Source organism: Mycobacterium sp. 1165178.9 (assembly GCF_001673555.1).
Taxonomy (GTDB): domain Bacteria; phylum Actinomycetota; class Actinomycetes; order Mycobacteriales; family Mycobacteriaceae; genus Mycobacterium.
In genome coordinates this window covers 1-19,401 of sequence record NZ_LZMB01000341.1, presented here as the reverse complement: position 1 = coordinate 19,401, position 19,401 = coordinate 1, and the positions used below count along the sequence as shown (strand labels likewise).

The 19,401-nt window shown below is 64.9% G+C and carries 24 protein-coding genes; 17 read left to right on the top strand and 7 right to left on the bottom strand.

The features are described from left to right. Positions 1 to 97 precede the first annotated feature (97 nt). Positions 98 to 883 (bottom strand): hypothetical protein, encoded by a 786-nt coding sequence (locus A5652_RS14875; protein ID WP_067352603.1) that lies wholly within the window; start codon positions 881 to 883, stop codon positions 98 to 100. Positions 884 to 1,064: 181 nt separating this feature from the next. Between A5652_RS14875 and A5652_RS14870 the strand changes: the two genes are divergently transcribed. Next, positions 1,065 to 1,484, top strand: a complete 420-nt coding sequence (locus A5652_RS14870) for a hypothetical protein (RefSeq protein WP_197513962.1) — start codon at positions 1,065 to 1,067, stop codon at positions 1,482 to 1,484. A gap of 3 nt (positions 1,485 to 1,487) precedes the next feature. Here the strand turns inward: A5652_RS14870 and A5652_RS14865 are convergent, their stop codons facing one another. Next, positions 1,488 to 2,090: a TetR/AcrR family transcriptional regulator gene (locus tag A5652_RS14865; RefSeq protein WP_067352589.1), complete on the bottom strand. Its 603-nt coding sequence runs from the start codon at positions 2,088 to 2,090 to the stop codon at positions 1,488 to 1,490. Positions 2,091 to 2,190: 100 nt separating this feature from the next. On the opposite strand from A5652_RS14865, the gene A5652_RS14860 reads away from it, so the two are divergent. Genes A5652_RS14860 through A5652_RS14845 form a run of 4 tightly spaced genes read left to right on the top strand, consistent with a single transcriptional unit; the run spans position 2,191 to position 4,649 of the window. Beyond that, positions 2,191 to 2,976 carry a hypothetical protein gene (locus A5652_RS14860; RefSeq protein WP_067352585.1) on the top strand — a complete coding sequence of 262 codons (786 nt, stop codon included), beginning with the start codon at positions 2,191 to 2,193 and terminating at the stop codon, positions 2,974 to 2,976. Beyond that, the gene (locus A5652_RS14855) at positions 2,973 to 3,788 is read left to right on the top strand and encodes a hypothetical protein (RefSeq protein ID WP_067352582.1); all 816 of its coding nucleotides are present in this window, start codon (positions 2,973 to 2,975) and stop codon (positions 3,786 to 3,788) included. Before A5652_RS14860 ends, A5652_RS14855 begins: the two co-directional genes overlap by 4 nt. Further along, entirely contained in the window at positions 3,785 to 4,363 is a 579-nt protein-coding gene (locus A5652_RS14850; protein WP_067352579.1) for a cytochrome c oxidase subunit 3 family protein, read from the top strand. Before A5652_RS14855 ends, A5652_RS14850 begins: the two co-directional genes overlap by 4 nt. A 4-nt stretch (positions 4,364 to 4,367) precedes the next feature. Continuing rightward, a complete protein-coding gene (locus A5652_RS14845) occupies positions 4,368 to 4,649 on the top strand; it encodes a cytochrome C oxidase subunit IV family protein (RefSeq protein ID WP_067352576.1) in 282 nt (93 codons plus the stop codon). Positions 4,650 to 4,669: 20 nt separating this feature from the next. On the opposite strand, the gene A5652_RS14840 is transcribed toward A5652_RS14845, so the two are convergent. Further along, entirely contained in the window at positions 4,670 to 5,965 is a 1,296-nt protein-coding gene (locus A5652_RS14840) for a cytochrome P450 (RefSeq protein ID WP_067352574.1), read from the bottom strand. A gap of 193 nt (positions 5,966 to 6,158) precedes the next feature. Here A5652_RS14840 and A5652_RS14835 point away from each other — a divergent pair, with 193 nt between their 5' ends. Continuing rightward, complete coding sequence (locus A5652_RS14835) at positions 6,159 to 6,878, top strand: TetR/AcrR family transcriptional regulator (protein ID WP_067352571.1); 720 nt, start codon at positions 6,159 to 6,161, stop codon at positions 6,876 to 6,878. On the opposite strand, the gene A5652_RS14830 is transcribed toward A5652_RS14835, so the two are convergent. Together A5652_RS14830 and A5652_RS14825 are read right to left on the bottom strand one after the other, a co-directional pair. Beyond that, on the bottom strand, positions 6,794 to 7,156 hold the full coding sequence (locus tag A5652_RS14830; protein WP_082983910.1) for a hypothetical protein: 363 nt from the start codon (positions 7,154 to 7,156) through the stop codon (positions 6,794 to 6,796). The genes A5652_RS14835 and A5652_RS14830 overlap by 85 nt on opposite strands. A 68-nt stretch (positions 7,157 to 7,224) precedes the next feature. After that, entirely contained in the window at positions 7,225 to 7,980 is a 756-nt protein-coding gene (locus A5652_RS14825; RefSeq protein ID WP_067352565.1) for an enoyl-CoA hydratase/isomerase family protein, read from the bottom strand. A gap of 108 nt (positions 7,981 to 8,088) precedes the next feature. Between A5652_RS14825 and A5652_RS14820 the strand changes: the two genes are divergently transcribed. The 5 genes from A5652_RS14820 to A5652_RS14800 all read left to right on the top strand — a co-directional run bounded on the left by A5652_RS14820 (position 8,089) and on the right by A5652_RS14800 (position 12,138). Further along, the gene (locus A5652_RS14820; protein ID WP_067352563.1) at positions 8,089 to 8,508 is read left to right on the top strand and encodes a lipoprotein LpqH; all 420 of its coding nucleotides are present in this window, start codon (positions 8,089 to 8,091) and stop codon (positions 8,506 to 8,508) included. 86 nt (positions 8,509 to 8,594) lie between these two features. Next, positions 8,595 to 9,785 (top strand): amidohydrolase family protein, encoded by a 1,191-nt coding sequence (locus tag A5652_RS14815; protein WP_067352559.1) that lies wholly within the window; start codon positions 8,595 to 8,597, stop codon positions 9,783 to 9,785. A gap of 136 nt (positions 9,786 to 9,921) precedes the next feature. Further along, positions 9,922 to 11,325: a FadD3 family acyl-CoA ligase gene (locus A5652_RS14810; RefSeq protein WP_067352556.1), complete on the top strand. Its 1,404-nt coding sequence runs from the start codon at positions 9,922 to 9,924 to the stop codon at positions 11,323 to 11,325. Then, positions 11,322 to 11,948, top strand: coding sequence for a fatty-acid--CoA ligase (locus A5652_RS14805; RefSeq protein WP_067352553.1), 627 nt, complete (start codon positions 11,322 to 11,324; stop codon positions 11,946 to 11,948). The genes A5652_RS14810 and A5652_RS14805 overlap by 4 nt, the downstream gene beginning before the upstream one ends. 10 nt (positions 11,949 to 11,958) lie before the next feature. Continuing rightward, the gene (locus A5652_RS14800; protein ID WP_067352550.1) at positions 11,959 to 12,138 is read left to right on the top strand and encodes a bacterioferritin-associated ferredoxin; all 180 of its coding nucleotides are present in this window, start codon (positions 11,959 to 11,961) and stop codon (positions 12,136 to 12,138) included. Between the two features lie 4 nt (positions 12,139 to 12,142). Here A5652_RS14800 and A5652_RS14795 read toward each other — a convergent pair whose 3' ends face one another. Further along, positions 12,143 to 13,828 carry an alpha-keto acid decarboxylase family protein gene (locus A5652_RS14795; RefSeq protein ID WP_067352547.1) on the bottom strand — a complete coding sequence of 562 codons (1,686 nt, stop codon included), beginning with the start codon at positions 13,826 to 13,828 and terminating at the stop codon, positions 12,143 to 12,145. Positions 13,829 to 13,893: 65 nt separating this feature from the next. Here A5652_RS14795 and A5652_RS14790 point away from each other — a divergent pair, with 65 nt between their 5' ends. The 4 genes from A5652_RS14790 (at position 13,894) to A5652_RS14775 (ending at position 16,490) form a co-directional block, all read left to right on the top strand. Beyond that, positions 13,894 to 14,337 carry an SRPBCC family protein gene (locus A5652_RS14790; protein ID WP_067352594.1) on the top strand — a complete coding sequence of 148 codons (444 nt, stop codon included), beginning with the start codon at positions 13,894 to 13,896 and terminating at the stop codon, positions 14,335 to 14,337. A gap of 5 nt (positions 14,338 to 14,342) precedes the next feature. Further along, on the top strand, positions 14,343 to 15,476 hold the full coding sequence (locus tag A5652_RS14785; protein WP_067352543.1) for a CaiB/BaiF CoA-transferase family protein: 1,134 nt from the start codon (positions 14,343 to 14,345) through the stop codon (positions 15,474 to 15,476). 58 nt (positions 15,477 to 15,534) lie between these two features. Next, positions 15,535 to 15,987 carry an SRPBCC family protein gene (locus A5652_RS14780; RefSeq protein WP_067352540.1) on the top strand — a complete coding sequence of 151 codons (453 nt, stop codon included), beginning with the start codon at positions 15,535 to 15,537 and terminating at the stop codon, positions 15,985 to 15,987. A 62-nt stretch (positions 15,988 to 16,049) separates the two neighbouring features. Beyond that, complete coding sequence (locus A5652_RS14775) at positions 16,050 to 16,490, top strand: SRPBCC family protein (RefSeq protein ID WP_082983908.1); 441 nt, start codon at positions 16,050 to 16,052, stop codon at positions 16,488 to 16,490. Between the two features lie 5 nt (positions 16,491 to 16,495). Here A5652_RS14775 and A5652_RS14770 read toward each other — a convergent pair whose 3' ends face one another. Beyond that, positions 16,496 to 17,674 (bottom strand): pyridoxal phosphate-dependent aminotransferase, encoded by a 1,179-nt coding sequence (locus A5652_RS14770; RefSeq protein WP_067352534.1) that lies wholly within the window; start codon positions 17,672 to 17,674, stop codon positions 16,496 to 16,498. 240 nt (positions 17,675 to 17,914) lie between these two features. Here A5652_RS14770 and A5652_RS14765 point away from each other — a divergent pair, with 240 nt between their 5' ends. After that, positions 17,915 to 19,126 (top strand): acetyl-CoA C-acetyltransferase, encoded by a 1,212-nt coding sequence (locus A5652_RS14765; RefSeq protein WP_067352530.1) that lies wholly within the window; start codon positions 17,915 to 17,917, stop codon positions 19,124 to 19,126. A gap of 4 nt (positions 19,127 to 19,130) precedes the next feature. Further along, on the top strand, positions 19,131 to 19,401 hold a 271-nt coding region (locus tag A5652_RS14760), incomplete at its 3' end, for an enoyl-CoA hydratase/isomerase family protein (RefSeq protein WP_197513961.1).

Sequence of the window (19,401 nt, the reverse complement as noted above, 5' to 3'; positions counted from 1 at the left end):
CCCTCGCTGGTGGGCGGCGTCCCGTCGTCGGCGGGTGAAGTCTCCGCGTCGCCGGTCGTATTTTCGGTGCCGTCCAGCGACGAGCCGTGTTCGACAGTCATCGCAGGAAATCAACTTTCGACATCTTGAGCTGGCCGCCGTCGCGGTCCATATTGACGCTGAGCCGGAACAAGGCCGGGGGCGGTTTGGCGTTATCCGGCCCAATCGGATCGGTTTTCGCCGCCACGAGCACGACTCCCGAATTCTCGCTCAACGACTGGACGGCAACGGCTTCGACGGTGACCTTGGTGCCGACCTTCGTCTCCTCGGCCTTGTTGACTATCAGGGTCGACAGCACAGCTAGCTGATTCTTCTGGTCGCCTGTGGAGGCATCGATCGTGCGCTGGACATCCTCCTTGGCGTGGGCGGGGTCAATCGACATAAATGCCGTGATCCCTTGCCGCGCAGCCGCACTGAACTCAGCGGCGAGCTGGCGATTATGCACCGCTATGTGGTGCTGCCACAGCATGTAGCCGCTAGCTCCGAGAGAAGTTGAGAAGAGCACGATGCCGATGCTGGCGGCTACTGTTTGCCGCCCTGGGCGGCGGAGCCACCGTGGCCGCCCAGGACGCCGCGGCAACCGTAGTCGTTTCCGGGTCGACGTCGCGGGGCGCTTCTCGCCGCCCTCGGAAGAGGCGGCGTCCCCGGTTTCCGCTGTCTCGCGCAGCCTTGTGAGGCGTTCTCGAGCCGCTTCGGCGCGCGCTTCGGCCCGGACAACTTCGTCTTCTGCATCCGCTTCCGAGCTGGGTGCTATGGCGTACGGGCCGACCCTTGATGGGGCGGAATCGGTTACTTCCGCCGGATCATCACATTGGTCGGCGCCAGGCGCCTCCGGATCGTGCACGGAGAACGAGCTTATCACTTCGGTCTTGCCTCAACGGCGTCGTCCCGCCGCTCCAATTGTGGCCCTCACATGCGGAAATGCTAGCCCGTCAGACAGCGAGGCGGACAGGGTCGGGGTGAGCCGGCACCGCACCATGGTCGGTTCGGGTGATCTTCTCCAACCAGGAGAATTTTCTTTTCGGATGTGGCAGAGTTATCGGGTGCGATCGATCGTGGCCCTAGTTGCTGCGTTGCTCGGCGCCGGAGTGGTGGCGGCGCCGCCCGCTTCGGCCGGGCCGACTGTCTGTGACTACCCCGCCTGCACGCCGGGCATCATGCCCCATCAGGTTCTGGGTGCGCCGTGTGACAACACCAGCTACTACGCGTTCGGTGTCGCCGACGGATACGTTTCCTTCGCCTCGGAGCCTGGACGGCTGATGTTCTGCGGCTCGCCGCGGAGATACCAGCCTCGATGGTTCCGCTCACCTCCGATGGCGGGGGTCAAGGACGAAAATGCCGAATGTCCGAACTATTTGAACTATGTCGCGCAGGCGCCGGACGGCCTGTTCCTGATCTGTATTGCTCACGACGGCATAGCGAGCTGGGTCCGCGCCGACACGTAGCCGTCACCCGAAAGGTTTTCGAGGCAGACCGAGCAGGCGTCGGCTCAGATCGGTAACCCGATCGAGCAGGGTTTCGTCGTCGATGTCGGCAACCAGCGGATGCATGACAGCGGTGCTGAGGGCGCCGGAGAACATGGCGGCCTCGATCCGCCCGTCCAGACCCGCATCGCTCAGCAGCACCTGGTACAGACGGTCCATGAAGAGTTGAAACGGCTTGTGCTCGGCCAGTAATCGGACGACGACGGGGTCGAACTGCAGCGTGCGCACCAACCGACGGTCGCGCACGGCCATCTCGATCACGCCTACTAGCAAGGCATCTCGCGCTTGGGGCCCGTCGTCGTATGCTTCGGCCGCCTCAAGGGCCGGCTCGAGCCGGCCGAGTTCGCGCTCGGTCACAGCGATGACGATCTGCTCCTTAGTCCGAAATTGATGGTAGACAGCGGCTTTCGTGATACCGACCGCGTCGGCGATCATCTGCAGTGATGTACCGCTGACACCGTGTGTGGCGATCAGGTCCAACGCGGCATCGAGCACCCGCGTCCGCGCCGGGCTGTGCTCGATGAGCCAGAATTGCTCATCGGTGACCCGCTGCCGTGCAGTTCCCACGCACCGAGACTAGACGACGCTATTGACCCTGGCTAGCCGATCGGCTAGCTTCGCTCACAAGCCGGGTTTCTACCCGCGAATTCATGCGGAAGGAGTACCGATGTCCGACGTCGGCGCAAATGATGCGGGTGGTCGCCAATCCGCGCGGACCGCGTCGCGACGCACCGACGGCGAATTGATCCTGCTCTGGACATTGCCGGTCGCGCTGATCCTCTGGATCGTCTGCTTCTTCCTGTTCCCGGGATTCAATCCGCCGATGTCACCCACCATGCCGGCGGAGCAGGTGGCCGCGTTCTACCGCGATCCGGGGCGCATTCCGCAGATCCGTTCCAGCATGATCTTGTTCAACTGGTTCGGGGTGTGCCTCGTGCCGATACTGGCCCTGATCGTGCTGCAGATTCGCCGCATGGCGCACCGGACACCGATATTTTCCTACGCCATGCTCGGATGTGCGGCCGGCGGTCCGACGCTGTTTCTCGTGGCCAACGTCTGCTGGCTGCTGGCCGCTTTTCGCCCGGAGCGCAGCCCCGAACTGACCCAGCTGCTCAACGATCTCGCCTGGGTCACCTTCACCATCCTGGTCCCGTTTTTCATCGGGCAGTGCGTAATCTTGGCACTGGCAATCTATTTCGATGACCCGTCCCGCCCGGTGTTCCACCGTTGGGTGGCACTTTTCAATCTTCTCGTGGGGGCCGCGCTGGTGCCGGCGGCGTTCGTCGGCGTGTCGTTGACCGGCCCGCTGGCCTGGGACGGCTTGCTGTCGTTTTGGGTGAAAAACGTCGCTATTGCGCTCTGGATCGTCGTGATGGGTGTGGTGTTGGGACAAGCCGTTTATCGCGAGCGTGCCGAGAACCGTAACCGCCCAGAGGAACTGGTCACCGCATGAGCGCGGTGATCACACCGGCGTCGGCCCCGGCGACGCCCCCTTCGGGACCTCTGCATCACCGAGTCGGTTGGCACCTCCGGCGCGACCCGAAGCGAGAGCTGTGGTTGGCGTGGGCGGTGCTCATGGTGTTCTACGGCCTCTTCTTCCCGATGTTCTTCATCGTGGCGCAAGTACAACCTCCGCCGGAGCCCACGTGGGACCTAGCGACGCAGGCCCACTGGTTCTCCGAACGTCACCTCGGCATACCCGTCGGCTTCGGGGTGATCTTCGCCATCAGCGGCATGACCGCGGTCAACAACGCCCTCATCGCGTATTCCATGCGGCGCATGTCGGTCAGCCGCGCCTTCGGCTACTCGTATCTCGTGATCTACTCGCTCGCCGCGGTTCCCGGCATGTTACTGCTCAACGTCGCGCTGATCGTCGGGGTGCTGCGACCGGACCGCAACCCCCAACTGATCGGATGGCTTTATGACTTCGCCTTCTTATCCTTCGACGGAACCATGGGGGTGTTTCTGATCGGCTCGCTGATCTGGATGGTGGCGATCCTGCTGGACAAGAACCGCGTGTTCCCAAAGTGGTTCGGTTATCTCAACCTATGCAACGCGCTGACCGAGGTGGTCGTGGCGCCCTGCTGGATCTTCCGGCGCGGCGTGTTCGCGTGGGACGGCGAGATCGCTTGGTGGCTAGACATGGTCGTCTTCGGGGTTTACCAAGTCACGTTTATTGTCATGCTGTTTCAGATGATCCGACGCGAAGACTTCGGTACCGGACCGATGCCGGACCTGCCGCGAAAGAAGGCGGTTGCGCAATGACAGACCTCGCCGAAAAGAGCGGACGCGTCAGGGCCGTGCCGGGTCAGCCCGACATGTGGGCCTTCGTGTTGTTCGAAACCCTGGTCTTCACGGGGTATTTCGCCTTCTACCTGTTCGCACGGGGACGCAATCCCGAGCTTTTCCTGCACTCGCAGGCGCACCTCGACCTTCGCGTCGGGGTCTTCAACACCTTGGTGTTGTTGCTCAGCTCATGGTCGGTCGCGCGGTGTGTTCAGTCGGCACGCGCCGGCGCTTACCGCGCGGGTCTCAGGGACGCCTTCATCACCGCAGGATTCGCCGTCGTGTTCCTGTTCTTCAAGGTGTTTGAGTGGGCGCGCTTGGTCCAAGCGGGAAATGGCATAGACCGCAATGACTTCTTCATGTACTACTTCTTCCTCACCGGGATCCACTTCGTTCACCTGCTGATCGGCTTCGTCGTCCTGGGCGTCATCGTCTATCAACTTTGGAATCCGGCGCGGCGCTCCCAGGAAATCATCGAAACCGGCGCAACGTATTGGCACACCGTCGATTTCCTGTGGGTGCTCATCTTTGCGCTGCTTTACGTGGTGAGGTGAGGCAGTGAAGTTCAACAAGAGGTTGCTGTTCGTCTGGGTGATCTTGGCCGGGCTGACGCTGGCTTACCTGTGGATAGATCACTCTGCCGGCGGACTGCTGAAGTCGAGCGCGGTGGTGACGTCGAGCGTCATCGTCATCGCGCTTATCAAGGTGCGCATCATTTTTCGCGAGTTCATGGAGGTGCGAGACGCCCCGGTCCTGCTCTGCCGACTCACCGACGCGTGGGTGGTGCTGATCGCCGCCGTCTTACTGGGCAGCTACTTCGTCGGATTGCAGGTTCGGTAGCCCTCGCCAGCGGAGAGTTCCTAGGCCACCGGCGCGATCGCGTCCGCGGTGGTGAACGTGAGGTGCAGTTCGCTCAGGCCCCGCAGGATGTAGGTCGGCTCGTAGGTGTAACGACGATCGGCGGCCGGCCCGTGATGGGTCTCGTTGATTTCGATATGCGGCATCCGGTCCAGGATTCGCTCGATCGAGACACGCCCCTCGACGCGGGCGAGCGGACCGCCGGGGCACGAATGCACCCCACGGGCGAAGGCCATGTGTTCGCGAACGTTCTTGCGGCGCAAGTCGAATTCGTGCGGGTTCTCGAACCGGCGGGGGTCGCGGTTGGCGGCGCCCGGCAGGATCATCACCACGGTGCCCGCCGGGATGTCGACACCACCGATCGTGGTCGCTTTGCGGGCCAGCCGCGAGTCGCTCTTGACGGGGCTGTCCATCCGCAGTGATTCCTCGATGAACCCAGGAATCAGGCTGCGGTCGTCGCGCAACTGCTGCTGGATGTCCGGCCGGTCACCCAGAACTTGCAGGGCCGCGCTGAGCAGCTTCGCCGTGGTCTCCTGTCCGGCGGCGAAGAGGAAGGTCGCCGAGCGGACGACCTCGATCACCGGGGGTGTCGATCCGTCCGGGTACTTCGCTTCCGCCAGGAAGGTCAGCACGTCGCCGCGGGGCTCGCGGCGGCGATCCTCGATGTAGTTACAGAACTTGTCGTCGAGCCACTCCAGCGGGTTGATGCCCACCGACTCGTGGTCCAGGGCACCCACCCGCGCTTCGGGGCGATCGGCGCCCAAGACCTTGCGGAACTCCTTGTGGTCGGATTCCGGCACACCGAGCAGGTCGGCGATCACCAAGGTGGCGAACGGTTTGGAATATTCGGCGATGAACTCGCACTCACCGAGGCCGAGGAACTCGTCGAGCTGACGGTCGGCCAGGCGCCACATGAACTCCTCGTTCTGCTTCAGCCGGCTCGGGGTCAGCAGCTTGGCGAGTACCGACCGGGCCTTGGTGTGATCGGGCGGGTCCATGGTGACCATGTGCTCGTTCATCGGAAAGGAGCTGCGGTGCGCATCGATCTGCGGGCTGATGTCTTCGCCTTCGGGCGTGAACGGTAGCGGCGGGAAGGGCCCACCCAGGGCGACGATGTTGGAGAAGGTATCCGGGTCCTTATAGATCTCGCAGGCTTCGTCGTAGCCGGTGACGGCGATGACCCCGTAGTGCGGCAGGCGCAGCACCGGGTTTTGGCTGCGGAGGTAGTCGAAGTAAGGGTGCGGATCTGGGACCAGTGACGGATCGGTGAAGAAGTCGATCGAGTCGAAGGTGCTCATCGGATTGCGTCTCCCTGGGCTGGGTGTACCGGCGGTATTCGGCGGCAAGGTATACCGCCGCCCGATTTCGAGATCGAAAATGTGCTGAGCACCTGCTTAGCATGGCGGTAATGTCAGGGTCAAGGTCGCAACGCCGCGCCACGATACGATCCGTGTGGTCGGCACGGGATGGCACACAGTACGGAGCAGGGACATGACATCGGCCCGCAGAATCGGGGCGCCGGACGCGAAAAACCGCGTCTTGTTGCTTGATGCCGCCGAGCGGCTGATGCTCGAGGAGGGCTATGCCGCGGTCACGTCGCGCCGCCTCGCGAACAAGGCCGGGCTGAAGCCTCAGCTGGTGCACTACTACTTCCGCACCATGGAGGAGCTGTTCCTGGAAGTCTTCCGTCGCCGGGCGGAAGAAGCGCTCGAAGTGCACGCGCAAATGCTGAAGTTGCCGCAGCCGCTGTGGGCGCTGTGGCGATTCGGCACCGACCCCGCCTTCACGCGGATCTCCATGGAATTCATGGCGCTGGCCAATCACCGCAAGGAGATGCGGGCCGAAATCGCTTATTACGCAGAACGTTTCCGCGAAGAGCAGCGCCAAGCGGTGGCGACGGCGCTGGAGCGCTACGGCTCCAGAATCCAAGACCAAGGCCAAGACATCGACATCCCACCGGTGGTGTGGACGGTGTTGATGAGCAGTCTGTCGCGCTTTCTGGTACTCGAGCAGGCCATCGGTATGTCCGCCGGACATGCCGAGACGCTGGAGTTAGTGGAGAACTACTTGCGCCGCCTGGAAGGCGAACCGCAGCCGATCGAGGGCATACCGGATACCTGGGTGGTTCACCAGTTCCGCAGCGAGCAAAGCACGCCTTTGGGGCCGTCCTTGGATACGACGACGGCTCCGTCCACCGCCAAATCGCAGTGAAGGCCCGGCGTGCCGGGCTCCGTGCCCGTGCTCGCCACGACCATCGCGTAGTGGTCGGGGTCCGACATGTCCAGATCGAAGCCCCACGGCTTGCCCGGGGCGAGATCGACGTCGACGTGGGGTGTGAACGAGTAGGGGTTGTGGCTGTAGTCGGAAAATTTGTCCGGCTGGTGGTCCAGGTAGTAGATGGAGGTATAGATCGGGTTCTGCGCGGAGACGGTGTACCTGACGTGATGCATGACCGGGTCGGCATGTGCGCGTCCGCTTCCCACCAGCAAACCCGCGGCTGCCAATAGAGAAGCCAGCGACACGATGGAGCCGACGCCCATCACTGTCTTCGTCGTGGTCATGACGCTCCTCCGGAGGCCGGGCGCGGTTTGTCGTTGCGGTTCATCACCCGTTCTGCGGCCTGCCAGTGCGGGTCGGCAACCCATAGCCGTGCGAAGGATGCTATCGCCTCCTCAGGGGAAACTCCGCGGATTACGCGCTTTATCTCCGTCGCCGGGCGGCGGGTCAGCGACCTCGCAATGGCTCGCCATCCCTCGTTGGGCGAGTCGAAGACGTCGCGGGGCACGACGTGGTCCACCAGGCCGATGCGTTCGGCGTCGAAAGCCGTGAGAGCGGTTCCCGAGCCGGCCAACAGCAGCGCCCTGCTCTTTCCGACCAGCGCGGCTAGCCGCTCGGCTCCGCCCCACGCCGGCATGATCTCAAGCTGCACTTGGTTGAAGGCGATCTTGATGTCGTCGGCGGCCACCCGGATGTCGGCGGCGACAGCGACTTCGGCGCCGCCGCCGAACGCGTGTCCGTTGAGGGCGGCGATGACCGGGGCGGGGAAGTCCGCCAGCTGGTTGCAGACGGACCGCATGCGCCGGGCCATGGCCGCGGCGTCCTCCTCGGTCCGCAGCGCGCTCAACTCCTTGAGGTCACCGCCGGAGACGAACGCTTTGTCCCCGGCGCCCTTGATCACCAGCGCCTCAGCGCCTTCCGCCGCGTCGAGCGCCTTCTCCAGCTGGTCCATGGTGTCCAGACCGATGGCGTTGCGTGCCTGCGGGCGATCGATGGTGATCACCGCCAGCCCGGCGTCGATCTCCAGGTCCACCATGTGTTATCGCTCCTCGACAAGAACACGATATTGGCATTCTCTTTTCGCGAGAATAACATCATCGCTGCAGGCCCAAGAATTTTAGCTCGTGAGGATAGAGGTGACTCGATGCGGAACCGAATCGTGGCCGCCGCCGCGGTCCTTGCCGTTGCATTCGTTGGGGCGTGCACCTCGCGACCACCAAGCCAAATCGCTAGCACGGCATCGGTGACCGTCAACGGCAATGACCGGAGTTTCCACGTCGTGAAATGCAGTCAGAGGGAGTGGACCCGGACCATCGACATCGGCAGCGATTTTGCCGGAGCCAAGGTCGTGATCGACGAGAGTGCGCAACCGGCGACGGCGGAATCGGTACACATCCAGAACCTGGGTGGCTTCAGCGGAATGTACTCCCGGGGCGGCGACGGGGACGCCGGCCTCAGCATGACCGGCGACAAATTCACCGTCAGCGGCACCGCCAACGGCTACATGACCGCCAAACCGGGTGAACCGGCTTCCGCCACATACAAAATCTCCGTGGCGTGCTGACCACGTCGAACCGGGATCCGGGGGGCCACGTTGCGATTACGCTCGTGTAGAGAATAGTATTCTCATAAATTGCGAAGGAGGATTTCATGGGCCAGTTATCGCATCGGGAAGACGTCCCGTTTCCGATCTTTGACGCGGATAACCACCTGTACGAGCCGCCGGAGGCGCTGACCAAGTTCCTGCCCAAGGAGTACAAGGACTTCGTCCAGTACGTCCAGATCAACGGGCGGACGAAGATCGCGATCCGCGGCCAGATCAGCAACTACATCCCCAACCCGACCTTCGAGGTCGTCGCCCGGCCGGGCGCCTGGGAGGAGTACTTCAAGTACGGCAACCCGGACGGCAAGAGCAAGCGCGAGCTGTTCGGTGAGCCGATGCGCGCAATTCCGGCGTTCTTCGAGCCCGGCCCGCGCCTGGAGAAGATGAACGAGCTGGGTCTGGACCGCACCTTGATGTTCCCGACGCTGGCCAGCCTGCTCGAGGAACGGCTGCGCGACGACCCGGTCGCCGTCCACGTCCTGATCCACGCGCTGAACGAGTGGCTCGACGAGGTCTGGGGCTTCAACTACCAGAACCGGATCTTCACCACCCCGGTCATCACCCTGCCGATCGTCGAGAAGGCGATCGAGGAACTGGAGTGGGCCGTCAAGCGCGGTGCGCGTTGCATCCTTATCCGCCCGGCGCCGGTCCCCGGCTTCCGTGGCCCGCGTTCGTTCGCGGTGCCCGAATTCGACCCGTTCTGGGAGCGGGTCGTCGAGCACGACCTGCTGGTCGGCATGCACTCCAGCGACAGCGGCTATTCGCGCTACACCTCCGAATGGGACGGCGCGGAACAAGAGATGCTGCCGTTCCAAACCAATGCGATGGGCATCCTCAACGAGTGGCGGCCGATCCAGGATGCGGTGGGGTCGTGGGTGATTCACGGCGCGCTCTACCGTCACCCGAAGCTGAAGGTGGCGATCGTCGAGGCCGGTTCGAAGTGGATGACCCCGTTGCTGGACGGCCTGGCCGAGGTCTTCCGGAAGGCCCCGGAGGTTTTCCCGAGCGACCCCGTCGAGACGGTCAAGAACCGGATCCACGTGAGCCCGTTCTTCGAGGACGGCATCGACGATTTGGTCAACCTCGTCGGCGTGGATCGGGTGCTGTACGGCTCGGACTGGCCGCACCCGGAGGGACTGGCAGAGCCGACCTTCTACGTCAACGCGCTGTCGCACCTGTCCGTTGACGACCAGGCAAAGATCATGGGCGGCAACCTCGGTCGACTCGTCACGGTGTGACCCGAGCGCAACCCGGGCGGTGACGATGCAGGGCGCCAAGCGGCCTGAGATGGGGGCACTCCCCCGCAAGCGGGAGGTACCCCCACCCGCTTGCGGGGGAGAACCGGCCAATCAACCGTGGCGGACCATTCCCGAGATGGTCCTGAGCGCAGCGGACCGCTTCGGCGACGCGGAAGCGATCGTCGACGGTCCGCTGCGCTTGACATTCACCCAGGCGGTCGAGCGAATCCGTTGCGCAGCAGGCGCCTTCGCCGGCCTCGGCATCGAAAAGGGTGACCGGGTCGCTATCTGGGCACCCAACTCGGCCGAGTGGATCATCGCGGCGTTCGGGTTGCTCACCGCCGGCGGCGTGATCGTCCCGGTCAACACGCGGTTCAAGGCCGAAGAGGCCGGCGACATCATCGTCCGCAGCAAGGTGAAGGCCGTCCTGGTCCAAAAAGGTTTCCTGGGCCAGGATTACATCGCGCCCGCCGGGGTGGCGGTGATCGACCTGAAGTCCGACTTCCTGTCCAGCGGTTCGCCATTCGAGCGTTCGGTGAGCGGGACCGACACCTCGGACATCATCTTCACCTCGGGCACGACCGGGCGCCCCAAAGGCGCGATGCTCAATCACGGTCAAACGCTGCGCATGTACGACGAGTGGGCGACACTCGCGGATTTGCGCGAGGGCGACCGCTATCTGCAGATCAACCCGTACTTCCACACCTTCGGGCTCAAGGCGGGTCTGGTCACGTCGTTCCTGCGCGGTGCCACGATGCTGCCCGTCGCGGTATTCGACGTCGACACCGTGGTGGATCTCGTTGAACGCGAACGCATCACGATGCTTCCCGGCCCGCCGACGCTGTATCACTCGTTGCTGACGGTGGCCGACAAGTCCAGGCTGTCGTCATTGCGTGCGGGAGTGACCGGCGCCGCCGACATCCCCGTCGAGCTGGTGCGTCGCATCCACGACGAACTGCCGTTCGAGACGCTGATGACCGGTTACGGGCTCACCGAGGCCGGCAACGTCACCCTCTCCCTGCCGGGTGATTCCTTCGAGGATGTCGCCACCACCGCGGGCGTGCCGTGCGAGGGGGTCGAGGTGCGCATCGCCGATGACGGCGAGGTGCTGGTCCGGGGCTACGGAGTGATGCGGGGGTATCTCGACGAACCGGAGGCCACCGCACAAGCGATCGACGCCGATGGCTGGCTGCACACCGGAGATCTGGGGGACTTCACGGAAACCGGCCGGCTACGCATCGTCGGCCGCAAAAAGGACATGTTCATCGTCGGCGGCTTCAACGCCTACCCGGCCGAGATCGAGGGTTTCCTGCTCAACCACCCGGCGGTGGCACAGGCTGCCGTCATCGGTGTCCCCGACGAACGGCTGGGCCAAGTCGGAAAAGCGTTTGTCGTCCGCAAGGGCGATGTAGGTGCCGACGAACTGATCGATTGGTGTCGTGACCGTATGGCCGGGTTCAAGGTGCCGCGCACGGTAGAGTTCCTCAATTCACTCCCACTCAACGCGACGGGGAAAGTGATGAAGGACCAGCTCCGATGAACAACGGCGACATTCACTCGATGGTGATCGCGTCGGACTATCGCGTCCCCGATCCCACGCGGGTATGGCCGCTGCTGAAACGGAATAAGGCCGCCCTAGCCGATATCGGCGCGCACCACGTGCTGGTCTACACCTCGACCCGCGACCACGGCCGGGTACTGGTGATGATCGGCGTTCACAGCCGTGAACCGATCGTGGAGCTGCTGCGCTCCCGGGTGTTCTTCGATTGGTTCGACGAGGCCGGCGTCGAAGACATTCCCGCGGTTTTCGCCGGCGAGATCGTCGACAGGTTCATCGCGCAGCCACCGAAAACCCCGGCGGCACCGGGCGTCGTGGTGGCCGCCATCGCCTCCGTCAACGACGTGTCCCTGCTGACCTCCGAAGTCAGCACGGCGATCGACAGATTCACCACGGCCGGCATCCGAAAGACGTGGGTATTCCAGGCATTCGACGACGATCACGAAGTGCTGATCCTGCAGGAGTTCCCCGACGAAGACAGCGCGCGGGACTGGATCGACCACCCCGATGCCGCGGCGCAATGGATGTCGGGGGCGGGCATCGGTGCCTACCCGCCTCTGTTCGTCGGCCGATTCTTCGACATGATGCGCATCGAGGCGGACTGAGGATTCGCCGGTGTTCGTCTGCCTGTGTAACGGGGTCACCACTCAAACCGTGACCGAGGCCGTGTTATGCGGGGCGTCGACCACGAAGGAAGTGGCCCAGGCCTGCGGCGCGGGAGCCGATTGCGGACGCTGCCGGCGCACGGTGCAGGCCATCCTGCGGTCTTCCGACCGAACCCCGAATTCGCGCTAATGCCTCAGCGGCGCGGACTGCCGTCCGGTGACGTCGGTTGGACGAGTTCGACCAGCAGGTTGGGGATTTCGAGCCGTGGCAACATCACCTCGACGAACACCATGCAGTGCTGCTGCTCGGCGGCGGCGGTCAGGGCATCATCGAGTTCGCCGTAGGTCTGGACCCTAAACGCCAGGTGGTCGGTGACTCCCAGCGCGCGGGGGACGTCCGTCCACTTCCAATTGACGATGTCGTTGTACGGAGCGGTCTCGCCGTGGATCGCCCGTTCCACGGTGTAGCCATCGTTGTTGACCACCACGATGACGGGGGACAGACCCTCACGCGAAAAGGTGCCCAGTTCCTGGACGGTCAACTGCGCGGCACCATCCCCGATGAGCAACACCGTCCTGCGGTCCGGATGTGCCACCGCCGCGCCGACGGCGGCGGGCAACGTGTAACCGATTGAGCCCCACAGTGGTTGGCCTATGAAGGTCACGCCCTGCGGCAGCCGATGGTCGGCCATGCCGTAGAACGAAGTGCCCTGGTCTGCAAGCACCACGTTGCCGGGCGTGAGGGCCACACAAAGGCGGTCCCACAACATCTTTTGGGTGAGTGGCTGGTCGCGCGGCGGGGGCGGCGGCAGCGGCTCGGCCGGCGGCGACACCACCGGTGGCGACGAGATTCCGCGGCGGAGAAGGATCGTGGCCAGCGCCTCGAGCGCGGCACCCATTTCCAGCGGCGCGAAGACCTCTCCGGCAACACTGCTCTGATACTGGCCGACATCGATCGTCCGGGCCGGGTCGATGCGCTGGCTGAAGAAGCCACTGACCATGTCGGTGAACACCACTCCGGCGGTGACCAGCACGGGCGCCTCTTCGATCGCGGTACGCACCGCCGGCGCGCTGGCGGACCCGGCATAGATGCCCAGGAAGTTGGGCGAGCTCTCGTCGAGCAGACTCTTTCCCCACATCAACGTGGCGTGCGGCACCACGTCGGCCGCCAGCAACGCCTCGAGTTCTTTGATCGCCTGAAGCCGGTGCACCAGCAAGTCGGCGAGGACGGTCAGTTGGTGGCCGCCGATGAGTTCGGCCGCGGCCTCGACGAACATCGCCAGGGCGCGGGGACTGGTGCCGCCGGTGTAGCGGGGCAGCGGTGCCTCCGGCGGTTCGGTGGGGAAGCGGGCCACGTCGGTGGACAGCAGGATGTATCCGGGGCGCTTCTGCTCGCGCACCTCGGACAGCACCCGGTCGATCTCGCGGCGGGCCGTCGCGGGCATCAGATTGGCTTGGGCGCAGGTGATTTCGCGACTGACCCGGAAGAAGTGCTCGAAGTCACCGTCGCCGAGCGAATGGTGCAGCGCCCGGCGCGTGCCCTGGGCATCCTTGGACGGGCCGCCGACGATATGCACAACGGGTACCTGCTCGGCATAACTGCCCGCGACCGCGTTGGCCGCGGAGAGCTCTCCGACACCGAAAGTCGTTACCAAAGCCGACATTCCGCGCAGTCGCCCATACCCGTCGGCGGCGTAGCCGGCGTTCAGCTCGTTGGCGTTGCCGACCCAGCGAATGCTGGGGTGGGCGATGATGTGGTCGAGGAACTCCAGGTTGTAATCGCCCGGAACGCCGAAGATCTCCGAGACGCCGAGCTCGGCGAGGCGGTCCAACAGATAGTCACCGACGGTGTATGCGGGATCGGTCGCGGCATCAGTCACAGGCACGACGGTACGCTCGGTCGAATCTGTTCCGGGTGAGACGCCAGGCCAGTATCGTGCGGGCCATGGCACTCAAAGAATCCCGCGACATCGTCATCGAAGCCAGTCCGGAGGAGATTCTGGACGTCATCGCCGACTTCGAGTCGATGCCCGAATGGTCGGAACCGCACCAGAGTGCGGAGATCCTCGACACCGGCGACGACGGGCGCCCCCGCCAGGTGAAGATGAAGGTCAAGGTCGCCGGGATCACCGACGAACAGGTGGTCGCCTACACGTGGGGCGACAACGTGGTGAGCTGGAAACTGGTCAGCTCGTCGCAGCAGAAGGCGCAGGACGGGAGCTACACCCTGGTGCCGAAAGGTGACGAGACTCTGGTCAAGTTCGAGCTTCTCGCGGACCCGAATGTGCCGCTCCCCGGCTTCGTGCTCAAGCGCGCCGTGAAGGGAACGATCGATTCGGCGACGAAGGCGCTTCGCGAGCGGGTGCTCCAGGTGAAGAAGGGCAAGTAGCCGCCGTGAGCGGCGGCCCGCTGGCCGGGGTGAGAGTCATCGAACTCGGCGGCATCGGACCGGGGCCGCACGCGGGAATGCTGCTCGCCGATCTGGGAGCCGACGTGGTGCGGGTGCGCCGGCCCGGCGGCGGGGCGATCGCGAGCGCGGCGAAGCCGGGCGAAGCGGGTCGCCACCAAACAGGCGGGCTCACGATGCCGGCCGAGGAACGCGATCTGTTGCACCGTGGCAAGCGGATCGTCGACCTCGACGTCAAGACGCAGCCGCAAACGCTGCTGGAGCTGGTTGCCAAGGCCGACGTGCTGTTGGACTGCTTCCGGCCCGGCACCTGCGAGCGACTCGGCATCGGGCCGGACGACTGCGCGGCAGTCAACCCGCGGCTGATCTACGCGCGGATGACCGGGTGGGGACAGTACGGGCCGCTGGCGCCGACCGCCGGTCACGACATCAACTACCTGTCGCAGACCGGTGCGCTGTCGGCGCTGGGCTACGCCGACCGGCCCCCGATGCCGCCGCTGAACCTGGTCGCCGACTTCGGCGGCGGCTCGATGCTGGTGGTGATCGGCATCGCGGCGGCCCTGTATGAACGGGAGCGTTCGGGCAAGGGGCAGGTGATCGACGCGGCGATGGTCGACGGGGTCAGCCTGCTGGCCCAGATGATGTGGACTATGAAGTCCACTGGCGCACTGCGGGACCGACGTCAATCTTTCCTGCTCGACGGCGGCGCTCCGTTCTACGGCTGCTACGAGACCGCCGATGGACGATACGTCGCCGTCGGCGCCATCGAACCGCAATTCTTCGTCGCGCTGCTCGACGGCCTTGGCCTATCACCCGACGACGTGCCCGCCCAGCACGACAAAGCGTCCTACCCGCGGATGCGCGAGATCTTCACCCAACGATTCGCCAGCCGCAGTCGTGACGAATGGGCGCGGACTTTCTCCGGCACCGATGCGTGCGTCACCCCGGTGCTGACGTGGAGCGAGGCCGCCGCGGATGAGCACCTGCGGGGGAGGTCAACAGTCATCACCGCCCACGGCGTCGACCAGGCCGCACCCGCCCCACGCTTTTCGCGGACGGCCGCCGGACCGGTCGGACCGCCTCCGCCGGCGGCCACGCCGCTCAACGAAATCGACTGGTAGAAAGTCCTTTACGGCGAACCGGTCCGCATCGCGGTCGGCGTTGCTAAGTTGATCCTCAGTGGCCGTAAAAGCATCGCGAGAATTCGTCGTCAACGCGCCGCCAGAAGTGGTCATGGGAGCGCTGACAGACGTCGGCGTTCTATCATCGTGGTCGCCCCTGCACAAACACATCGAAGTGATAGATCGGTATCCGGACGGCCGGCCGCACCACGTCAAAGCCACCATCAAGATTCTCGGGCTGGTCGACAAAGAGGTCCTGGAATACCACTGGGGACCCGATTGGGTTGTCTACGACGCCAAGGGGACCTCACAGCAGCATGGGCAGCACGTCGAGTACACCCTCAAACCCGAAGGGATCGACCAGACTCGGGTGCGCTTCGACATCACCGTCGAGCCCGGCCGGCCCATGCCCGCGTTCGTCGTGCGGCGGGCGGCCGATAGTGTTCTCGACGCGGCGGTAAAGGGGTTGTGCGAATTGGTGAACCGCGGCGATCGTCCGGCCGAGTCCTGATAGTCGGCGCCGTCTCCCAGTTTTAGCCTTCGCCGGGCGGTGCTGTTGTTAACTTGTAGGCGGTGGCTATACAAGCATCGTCGGAAATCGTCATCGACGCGCCTCCAGAACTCATCATGGAGGCGCTCGCCGATATGGACGCGGTGCCGTCATGGTCGTCGGTGCACAAACGAGTCGAGGTCGTCGACAAGCACTCCGACGGGCGACCGCATCATGTGAAGGTCACGATCTCGGTGACCGGCATCCACGACACCGAATTGCTCGAGTATCACTGGGGTCCGGACTGGATGGTGTGGGACGCCAACAAGACAGCGCAGCAACACGGTCAGCATGGTGAGTACAACCTGAGCCGGCTCGGCGACGACAAGACCAGGGTGAGATTCACCATCACCGTCGAGCCGTGGGCGCCCCTGCCGGAGTTCTGGGTCGCCCGGGCCCGCAAGAAAATCCTTCATGCCGCGCTGGAGGGCCTACGCAAGCGCGTGATGGGCGCGGCGGGCTAGCCGGCTCATCCGCTTTTGAGCGCGGCCAGTCGCTTGATCGCCTCGTCAAGGGTGTCGTCGCGTTTGCAGAAGGTGAAGCGCACCAAGTGGTTCCACACATCGGCCGGGCCGTGCGTTGCGGCCGGGTCACAGAACGCCGACATCGGGATCGCGGCGACTCCAACCTTTTCCGGGAGAGCAGCGCAGAACGCGCTGCTGTCGTCGTAGCCCAGCGGACGCGGATCGGCGCACAGGAAGTAGGTGCCGGCGCTGTCGTGCACCTCGAACCCGACGTCGATCAGCCCGGCGGCCAGTCGATCGCGTCTGGCCTGCAAAGTGGCGCGCAGGCCGGCCACCCACGCGTCCTCGGTCTCCAGCGCCAGGGCCACGGCCGGCTGGAACGGCGCCCCGCCGACATAGCTCAGATACTGTTTCGCCGCGCGCATCCCGGCGACGAGATGCGCTGGGCCGCAAGCCCATCCGATCTTCCAGCCGGTGCAGTTGAACATCTTGGCGGCGCTGGAGATGGTGATCGTCCGCTCGGCCATGCCGTCGAAGCCGGCCAGCGGCACGTGCTTCCGCCCGTCGAACACCAGGTGTTCGTAGACCTCATCGGTGATCACCAACAGGTCGGCCGTGATCGCGACCTCGGCGATGGCCGCCAACTCCTCGGTGCTCAGCACCGTACCGGTCGGGTTGTGTGGGGAGTTGACGATCAGCGCGCGGGTCCGTGGCGTCACCGCCCGGCGCAGTGCGTCGGCGTCCAGGGCGAAGCCGCGGCCATGGGGAACCAGCGGCACGGTCACCCGCTGGGCTGAGGCCATCGCCACCACCGGCGAGTAGGAGTCGTAGAACGGCTCGATGAGCAGGACTTCGGAGCCGGGTTCGACCAGGCCGATCACGGCCGAGGCGATGGCCTCGGTCGCCCCCACCGTCACCAGCACCTCGGTATCGGGGTCGTATGCAATGCCATAGCGGCGCCGCCGTTGGGCGGCGATCGCGTGACGCAGCGGTCCGATGCCGATGCCCGGTGGGTATTGATTGACGCCGTCGGCGATGGCCTCCCGGGCGGCCTTCAGCATCGCCGGGGGTCCGTCCTCGTCGGGGAACCCCTGGCCAAGATTCACCGCTCCGATTCGCGCGGCCAGCGCCGACATTTCGGCGAACACCGTGGTCGCGTAGGGGCGCAGTCGCGACACCGTCATGGTGGTCGAGCTTAGGGTGCGACGGAATGGACCGACTGTGCGTCCAGCCTCATACTCGTCGTCGAGCGTGCGACTGGCCGCACGCAGGGCTGGCGGTGCGTGCGGCGTTTGCCACAAGGTGCCCCGGAGCTGCGCGGTTATGGCCAACCAACAGGTTGGCCGGGGGGTCCTGTTAGGGTGGGGCGGGATCTAGTCTTTGAAGACGGATTCGAACCCTATTCGCCAGATCAGGAAGTCGTCATGTCCGAAGAAGCTTTTATCTATGAGGCCATCCGCACCCCGCGGGGCAAGCAGCGCAACGGTTCGCTGAACGAGGTGAAGCCACTCAACCTGGTCGTGGGCCTGGTTGACGAGCTCCGGCGGCGTTTCCCCGACCTCGACGAGAACCTGATCAGCGACATGATCCTGGGTGTGGTGTCCCCGGTCGGCGACCAGGGCGGTGACATCGCCCGCACGGCGGTGCTGGCCGCCGGGCTGCCCGAGACCACCGGCGGTGTGCAGCTCAACCGGTTCTGCGCCTCGGGCCTGGAGGCCGTCAACACCGCCGCGCAGAAGGTGCGGTCCGGTTGGGACGACCTGGTGCTGGCCGGCGGTGTCGAGTCGATGAGCCGCGTCCCGATGGGCTCCGATGGCGGCGCCTGGGCGACCGACCCGGAGACCAACTACCAGATCGGCTTCGTGCCCCAGGGCATCGGCGCCGACCTGATCGCCACCATCGAGGGCTTCTCCCGCGAGGACGTCGACCGCTACGCGCTGCGCTCACAGGAGAAGGCGGCCGCGGCGTGGTCCGGCGGCTACTTCGCCAAGTCGGTCGTGCCGGTGCGCGACCAGAACGGTCTGGTCATCCTCGACCACGACGAGCACATGCGGCCCGACACCACCTTGGAGGGCCTGGGCAAGCTGAAGACCGCGTTCGACGGCATCGGCGAGATGGGCGGCTTCGACGACGTGGCGCTGACCAAATACCACTATGTCGAGAAGATCAACCACGTCCACACCGGCGGCAACAGCTCGGGCATCGTCGACGGCGCAGCCCTGGTGCTGGTCGGCTCGGAAGCGGCCGGCAAGTCGCAGGGCCTGACCCCGCGGGCGCGCATCGTGGCCACCGCCACCAGCGGCTCGGACCCGGTCATCATGCTCACCGGCCCGACCCCGGCCACGCGCAAGGTGCTCGACCGCGCGGGCCTGACGATCGACGACATCGACCTGTTCGAGCTCAACGAGGCGTTCGCGTCGGTGGTCTTGAAGTTCCAGAAGGACCTCAACATCCCGGACGAGAAGCTCAACGTCAACGGTGGCGCCATCGCGATGGGCCACCCGCTGGGCGCCACGGGCGCCATGATCACCGGCACCATGGTCGATGAGCTCGAGCGCCGCAACGCGCGTCGCGCCCTGGTCACGCTGTGCATCGGCGGCGGCATGGGTGTCGCCACCATCATCGAGAGGGTTTAAGACCATGGCAGAGAACACCATTCAGTGGGATAAGGACGCCGACGGCATCGTCACGCTGACCCTGGACGACCCCACCGGGTCGGCCAACGTGATGAACGAGCACTACAGCGAGTCCATGCACAACGCTGTGGAACGCCTTGCCGCCGAAAAGGATTCGATCACTGGCGTGGTCATCACCAGCGCGAAGAAGACCTTCTTCGCCGGCGGTGACCTCAAGGGCATGATCAACCTCGGCCCGGAGAACGCCGGCGAGGCGTTCGACACCGTCGAGTCGG